This window comes from Streptomyces sudanensis (assembly GCF_023614315.1).
Lineage (GTDB): Bacteria > Actinomycetota > Actinomycetes > Streptomycetales > Streptomycetaceae > Streptomyces > Streptomyces sudanensis.
In genome coordinates this window covers 864423-870555 of sequence record NZ_CP095474.1, presented here as the reverse complement: position 1 = coordinate 870555, position 6133 = coordinate 864423, and the positions used below count along the sequence as shown (strand labels likewise).

Sequence of the window (6133 nt, the reverse complement as noted above, 5' to 3'; positions counted from 1 at the left end):
CCCTTCCGCCNCCCNACGAGGTCCTCCCGCCCATGAACGCACGTCAGCGCCGCGGCGTCATCCTGCTCGTCCTGTCCGTCCTGTGCGCCCTCGGCGCGTTCGCCGGCGTCGTCGTCATCGTCGGCGACGTCCAGGCGAAGGTCGGACCGGAGGTCGCGGCGTACCGCGTCAAGGCGGACGTACCGGCCTACGCGCCGCTCCAGCCCGGCCAGTTCGAGAAGATCAGCATGCCGGAGCGGTGGCTGTCGGCCAACGCCGTCAGGGACCTCTCCGCCGTCCGCGGCAAGATCGCCGTCTCCGACCTCCGGAAGGGCTCCCTGCTCCAGCGGGACATGATCGCCGACCGGCCCGCCCTCGCGAGCGGGGAGCAGGAGATCGCCATCATGATCGACGCCTCCACCGGCGTCGCCGGGAAGATCACCGCCGGGGCGCGGGTGAACATCTTCGCCACCTTCGACGACGAGGGCCGCGGCAGGAGCGCCGTCGCCGAGTCCCGGCTCATCGTCGCCGGCGCCCGCGTCCTCGACGTCGGCAAGCTCACCCCCCTCGACCAGCGCAGGGGCGAGAGCGGCACGGCCGGCGGCGCCCGCGAGGCCGTGCCGATCACCTTCGCCCTCACCACCGCCGACGCCCAGCGCGTCGCCTACGCCGAGTCGTTCGCCGAGCACGTGCGCCTCGCCCTGCTGCCGAAGGACGGCCCCGCCGCCCTGAAGCCCGGCGAGTCGACGTACACGCTCGACGAAGACAAGAACAAGTGAGGGGACGGACAGCACGATGACCGTTCGCGTCCTCGCGGCCGTCGGCGACCCCGACGCCGCCCGCGCCGTCACCACCCTGCTCGGCCAGCTCCCCGACGTCGAGCAGACCGCCCCCGTCCCGGCCGGCGACTCCACCACCCTCGTCGACCTCCTCACCCGGGCGTCCGCCGAGTCCGTCGACGGCCTCCCCGAGGTCGTCCTCGTCCACGAGCGGATCGGCCCCGTCCCCGCCCTCGACCTGATCCGCGAGGTCGCCCTCCGCTTCCCCGCCGTCGGCGTCGTCCTGGTCACCGCCGACACCAGCCCCGGCCTGTACTCGGCCGCCATGGACTCCGGCGCCCGCGGCCTGGTCGGCCTCCCCCTCGCGTACGAGGAGCTCGCCCAGCGCGTCCAGTCCGCCGCCGCCTGGGCCGCCGGCGTCCGCCGCCACCTCGGCCAGGCCGGGGAGGCCGCGAGCGGGCCGGGCGGCACCGTCGTCACCGTCAGCGGCGCCAAGGGCGGCGTCGGCACCACCGTCACCGCCGTCCAGCTCGCCCTCGCCGCCCGCGCCTCCGGCCGCACCACCGCCCTCGTCGACCTCGACCTCCAGGCCGGCGACGTCGCCTCCTACCTGGACGTGCAGTTCCGCCGCTCCGCCGTCGACCTCGCCGCCATCGAGGACATCACCCCCCGCGTCCTCCAGGACGCCCTCTACACCCACCCGACCGGCCTGTCCCTGCTCCTCGCCCCCGCCGACGGCGAGCGCGGCGAGGAGGTCGCCGACCGGTCCGCCCGCCAGATCGTCAGCGCCCTGCGCCACCGCCACGAGGTCGTCGTCGTCGACTGCGGCACGCAGATGAACGCCGCGAACGCCGCCGCCGTCGAGATGGCCGACACGGCCCTCCTCGTCCTCACCCCCGACGTCGTCGCGGTCCGCGCCGCCAAGCGCATGGTCCGCCTCTGGGACCGGCTCCAGATCCGCAAGGCGGAGGACACCACGACCGTCGTCAACCGCCACACCCGGCACACGGAGATCCAGCCCGCCCTCGTCGAGAGGATCACCGGCACCCGCGTCGCCCGCACCGGCGTCCCCGCGGCCTTCAAGGAGCTCCAGCCGTCCGTCGACGCGGGCCGCATGCACGAACTGGACCCCAAGTCGGCCGTCAAGCAGGCCCTGTGGGCGCTCGCCGGCGAACTCGGCCTGGTGAAGGCCCCGGAGTCGGCCGGCGACCGGCCGGGCAGGCTGCTCAAGACGCGCAGGAAGTGACGGGGAGGGGAGGGCGGCCCATGGGACGCGTACGAGCCGCGGTACCGCGCGGCGACCGGGGGCAGGCGGCGGTGGAGTTCACCGGCATGGTGCCGCTCGTGCTCGGCGTGCTGCTGCTGCTCTGGCAGGCGGCGCTCATCGGCTACACGTACTCCCTCGCCGGCAACGCCGCCGACGAGGCGGCCCGCGCGGGCGCGGTCGGCGGCGACTGCGCCGGCGCGGCCGGGAGGACCCTCTCCGGCTCCTGGTCGGCGAGCACCTCCTGCGGCACCGCCGGCGACCTGCACACCGCCGACGTCAGCATCCGCGTCCCCGCCCTCTTCCCCGGCGCGAACCTGCCCTTCACCGTCGAGGCCCACGCGGCCGCGGCCGACGAGCGGGAGGAGTGAGACCCGTGACCCGACACCACCGACCCCCGCGCGACCCGGGGGAGCGCCCCGACCGGGGCCAGGCCGCCATCGAGTTCGCGGGCTGGATCGGCGTCCTGCTGATCGCCGCGCTCGCCGCCGTCCAGCTCGGCATCGTCGCCTACGCCGCCCAGCAGGCCGGCACCGCCGCCCGCGCCGCCGCCCGCGTCGCCTCCCAGGGCGGCGACGGCACGGCCGCCGGGTACGGCGCCATGAGCGGCTGGCTCGCCGGCGGCGCCACCGTCAGCGCCCCCGCCGGCGCCGGCGCCGAGGAGGTCACCGCGACCGTGACCGTGCCCGTCCCCACCGTCCTGCCGCTCCTCGCCTTCGACCCGGTCACCAGGACCACCACCATGCCCGTCACGACCAGCGAAGGAGGGACCCCGTGAGCCTGCGCGCCCGCCTCACCGGCTCCGAACCCGCCGGCGGGAAGGACGGCGAGGAGGACCACCTCGTCGGCGTCTACCGCGGCAAGCTCCTGGAGGAGATCGACCTCGCGGAGATGTCCGCCCTCCCGGCCGCCGACCGCCGCGTGCGCCTGGAGCGCGTCCTCGGCCACATCATCAGCCGCGAGGGCCCCGTCCTGCCGTCCGCGGAGCGCTCCCACCTCATCCGCCGCGTCGTCGACGAGGCGCTGGGCCTGGGCATCCTCGAACCGCTCCTGGAGGACGCCTCCGTCAGCGAGATCATGGTCAACGGCCCCGACCAGGTGTACGTGGAGCGGCACGGCCGCCTCGAACGGCTCCCCATGCGCTTCTCCTCCACCGAGCAGCTCATGCAGACCATCGAGCGCATCGTCTCCACCGTCAACCGCCGCGTCGACGAGTCCAACCCCATGGTCGACGCCCGCCTCCCCTCCGGCGAGCGCGTCAACGTCATCATCCCGCCGCTCTCCCTCAGCGGCCCCGTCCTCACCATCCGCCGCTTCCCCCGCGCCTTCACCCTCCACGAGATGGTCGCCCTCGGGTCGCTGGACGAGCACATGGTGATGCTGCTGTCCGGGCTGGTGCGCGCCAAGTTCAACGTGATCGTCTCCGGCGCCACCGGCACCGGCAAGACCACCCTGCTCAACGCCCTGTCCGGCCTCGTCCCCGACGGCGAGCGCATCGTCACCATCGAGGACTCCGCCGAACTGCGGCTCCAGCAGTCCCACGTCGTCACCCTGGAGTCCCGGCCCGCCAACGTCGAGGGCAAGGGCCGCATCACCATCCGCGACCTCGTCCGCAACTCCCTGCGCATGCGCCCCGACCGCATCATCGTCGGCGAGGTCCGCGGCGGCGAGACCCTCGACATGCTCCAGGCCATGTCCACCGGCCACGACGGCTCCCTCGCCACCGTCCACGCCAACAGCGCGGAGGACGCCCTCACCCGGCTCCAGACCCTCGCCTCCATGTCGGAGGTGGAGGTGCCCTTCGCCGCCATCAGGGACCAGATCAACAGCGCCGTCGACGTGATCGTCCAGCTCACCCGGCACGCCGACGGCGCCCGCCGGATCACCGAGATCGCGATCGTCGACTCGCACGGCCGGGAGGAGTACCGCATCGTCTCGGTCTGCCGCTTCGAGGCCCAGCCGATGACCCCGGACGGCCGCGTCCACGGCCGCTTCACCCACCACCCGCTGCCCCGGCGGGTCGCCGAGCGGCTGCACATGCACAACGAACCGACCCCCGCCGCGTTCGGCGTCGCCCACAGCGACGCCCAACTCGCCCTGCGCGGGACGGCCGCCTAGCCCCCGGCCCCGCCCCGCTCCCCGCCCAGCCCCCCTCCCGGAATCGACGGACAGACGACACGATGGACAACCTCCCGCTCCTGACGCTCGGCGTCACCCTCCTGGCCGGCCTCCTCGCCGTCCTGGGCGTGCACGCCTACGCCGCGGGCAGGGCGCAGCAGAAGGCGCTCGTGGCGCGGATGACCCAGACGGGTCCCGCCCCCGCCGCGGGCCGCGGCCGCCGCTTCCCCGGCCTGGACCGCCGGCTGCGCCGGACCGGGCCGGGCCGCCGCCTGGAGCGCAAGCTCGCCGTCACCGGCCTCGCCGTCACCCCCGCCGAGTACGCCGTGTACGCCCTGGCGGGCCTCCTCGCCCTGTACGCCGCGGTCACCGCCGTGTTCGCCCCCTTCTTCGGCGCCCTGGCCGTCCTGGCCGGGCTGTGGGGCGCCGACGCGTTCCTCGACTGGCACCGCCGGCGCCGTACCGAGGCGTTCATCAACCAGCTCCCCGAGCTGACCCGCGTCCTCGCCAACGCCACGCAGGCCGGCCTCGCCCTGCGCACCGCCATCTCCATGGCCGCCGACGAACTCGACGACCCGGCCGGCGAGGAACTGCGCAGGGTCGCCGACCAGCTCGCCGTCGGCCACAGCCTCGACGACGCCCTCGGCGCCCTCGCCGACCGGCTGCCCTCCCGCGAACTCGTCGTCCTGGTCACCACCCTGGTCCTCTCCAACCGGGCCGGCGGCCAGGTCGTCGGCTCGCTGCGCAACCTCACCGGCACGCTCGACGAGCGCAAGGAGACCCGCCGCGAGGTCGCCACCCTGCTCTCTCAGATCAAGGTCACCGCCCTGGCCCTGCCCCTCCTCGGCCTCGGCTTCCTCCTCATGATCAACGGCATGAACCCGGGAGCCCTCGACGAGATGACGGGATCGTTCGCCGGACAGGCCGGCTCGGTCCTCGCGTTCGCGCTGTACGCGGCGGGGTTCATGATGATCCGCCGGCTCTCCCGGGTCCGCGTCTGATGCGCCCGGGGAACGAAGGGGAGGGGAGAGGGACATGGTCCTCCTGCTGGCCGCGCTGACGGCGCTCGCCGTGTACGGGATCTTCCACGGCATACGCCTCTACCGCGCCGAGGCCCGCCTCCCCGGCGACCTGGCCGTCGCCCTGGAGGTCGGCGCCACCCGCACGTCCGCCGTCGGCTCCGGCGTCGACCGGCTCGGCATGCGCTGGGCCCCGTCCGTGCTGCGCCTCATGGGCCCCCGGCGCGTCGACGCCCTGCGCCTCCGCCTCGACAGGGCGGGCAACCCCGGCGGCCTCACCGTCGACCGGTACGCCGCCCGGCGCGCCGTGTACGGCGTCCTCGGCGCGACCGCCGCCCTGGCGATGCTGCTGCGCGGCCAGCCCGTCGTCGCGCTGATCGTCCTCGCCTACGGACTGACCTGGACGGACGTACTGCTGCGCATCGCGATCCGGCGCCGCAGGGACGACATCGAACGCACCCTGCCCGACTTCCTCGACGTCCTCGCCGTCGTCGTCTCCGCCGGACTGGGCTTCCGCCAGGCACTGGAACGCGTCGCGGACCGGTACTCCGGCCCCTGGGCCGACGAACTGCGCATCACCCTGCGCCAGATGGACATGGGCGTCAGCCGCCGCGAGGCCTTCGACCAGCTCCGCAGGCGCAACGCCTCCGAACAGGTGTCGATGTTCGTCACCGCCCTCCAGCAGGGCGAGGAACTGGGCGCGCCCATCGTCGACACGCTCATCCAGATCGCCAACGACATGCGCCGCACCGACGCCCAGAACGCCCGCCGCGCGGCGGCGAAGGCCGTACCGAAGACCACGCTCGTGGTGACGCTGGTCATGCTGCCCGCCACGATGATCCTCATCACGCTGAGCTTCTACTACGGCTCGGGCGTGAACCTGGCGGACCTGCTGGGCGGTTGACCGGCCGGCCCCGCCCTCCCGGGCCTCCGGCCCNNCTNNCNCTAGAAGACAGTCGTCTATATATCTTTTT

General features: G+C 74.2%; 7 protein-coding genes. All 7 read left to right on the top strand.

Going from position 1 to position 6133, the window contains the following annotated elements; translation table 11 throughout:
• The first annotated feature begins 32 nt into the window (after positions 1-32).
• The 7 genes from cpaB (at position 33) to MW084_RS03855 (ending at position 6063) form a co-directional block, all read left to right on the top strand.
• On the top strand, positions 33-758 hold the full coding sequence (cpaB, locus tag MW084_RS24455) for a Flp pilus assembly protein CpaB (protein ID WP_010469870.1): 726 nt from the start codon (positions 33-35) through the stop codon (positions 756-758).
• 16 nt (positions 759-774) lie between these two features.
• The gene (locus tag MW084_RS03880) at positions 775-2004 is read left to right on the top strand and encodes a CpaE/TadZ family protein (RefSeq protein ID WP_010469868.1); all 1230 of its coding nucleotides are present in this window, start codon (positions 775-777) and stop codon (positions 2002-2004) included.
• 20 nt (positions 2005-2024) lie between these two features.
• On the top strand, positions 2025-2393 hold the full coding sequence (locus MW084_RS03875) for a TadE/TadG family type IV pilus assembly protein (RefSeq protein ID WP_010469867.1): 369 nt from the start codon (positions 2025-2027) through the stop codon (positions 2391-2393).
• Positions 2394-2398: 5 nt separating this feature from the next.
• A complete protein-coding gene (locus MW084_RS03870) occupies positions 2399-2800 on the top strand; it encodes a TadE/TadG family type IV pilus assembly protein (protein ID WP_010469865.1) in 402 nt (133 codons plus the stop codon).
• Entirely contained in the window at positions 2797-4140 is a 1344-nt protein-coding gene (locus MW084_RS03865; protein ID WP_010469862.1) for a TadA family conjugal transfer-associated ATPase, read from the top strand. Before MW084_RS03870 ends, MW084_RS03865 begins: the two co-directional genes overlap by 4 nt.
• A 62-nt stretch (positions 4141-4202) precedes the next feature.
• Positions 4203-5141, top strand: coding sequence for a type II secretion system F family protein (locus MW084_RS03860; RefSeq protein WP_010469860.1), 939 nt, complete (start codon positions 4203-4205; stop codon positions 5139-5141).
• 34 nt (positions 5142-5175) lie between these two features.
• Positions 5176-6063, top strand: coding sequence for a DUF5936 domain-containing protein (locus tag MW084_RS03855; RefSeq protein WP_010469859.1), 888 nt, complete (start codon positions 5176-5178; stop codon positions 6061-6063).
• The last annotated feature ends 70 nt before the right edge of the window (positions 6064-6133 follow it).

Coding starts and splice junctions, on each gene's coding strand:
- cpaB (WP_010469870.1), top strand. CDS start 33: ATGAACGCACGTCAGCGCCGCGGCGTCATCCTGCTCGTCCTGTCCGTC.
- MW084_RS03855 (WP_010469859.1), top strand. CDS start 5,176: ATGGTCCTCCTGCTGGCCGCGCTGACGGCGCTCGCCGTGTACGGGATC.
- MW084_RS03880 (WP_010469868.1), top strand. CDS start 775: ATGACCGTTCGCGTCCTCGCGGCCGTCGGCGACCCCGACGCCGCCCGC.
- MW084_RS03875 (WP_010469867.1), top strand. CDS start 2,025: ATGGGACGCGTACGAGCCGCGGTACCGCGCGGCGACCGGGGGCAGGCG.
- MW084_RS03860 (WP_010469860.1), top strand. CDS start 4,203: ATGGACAACCTCCCGCTCCTGACGCTCGGCGTCACCCTCCTGGCCGGC.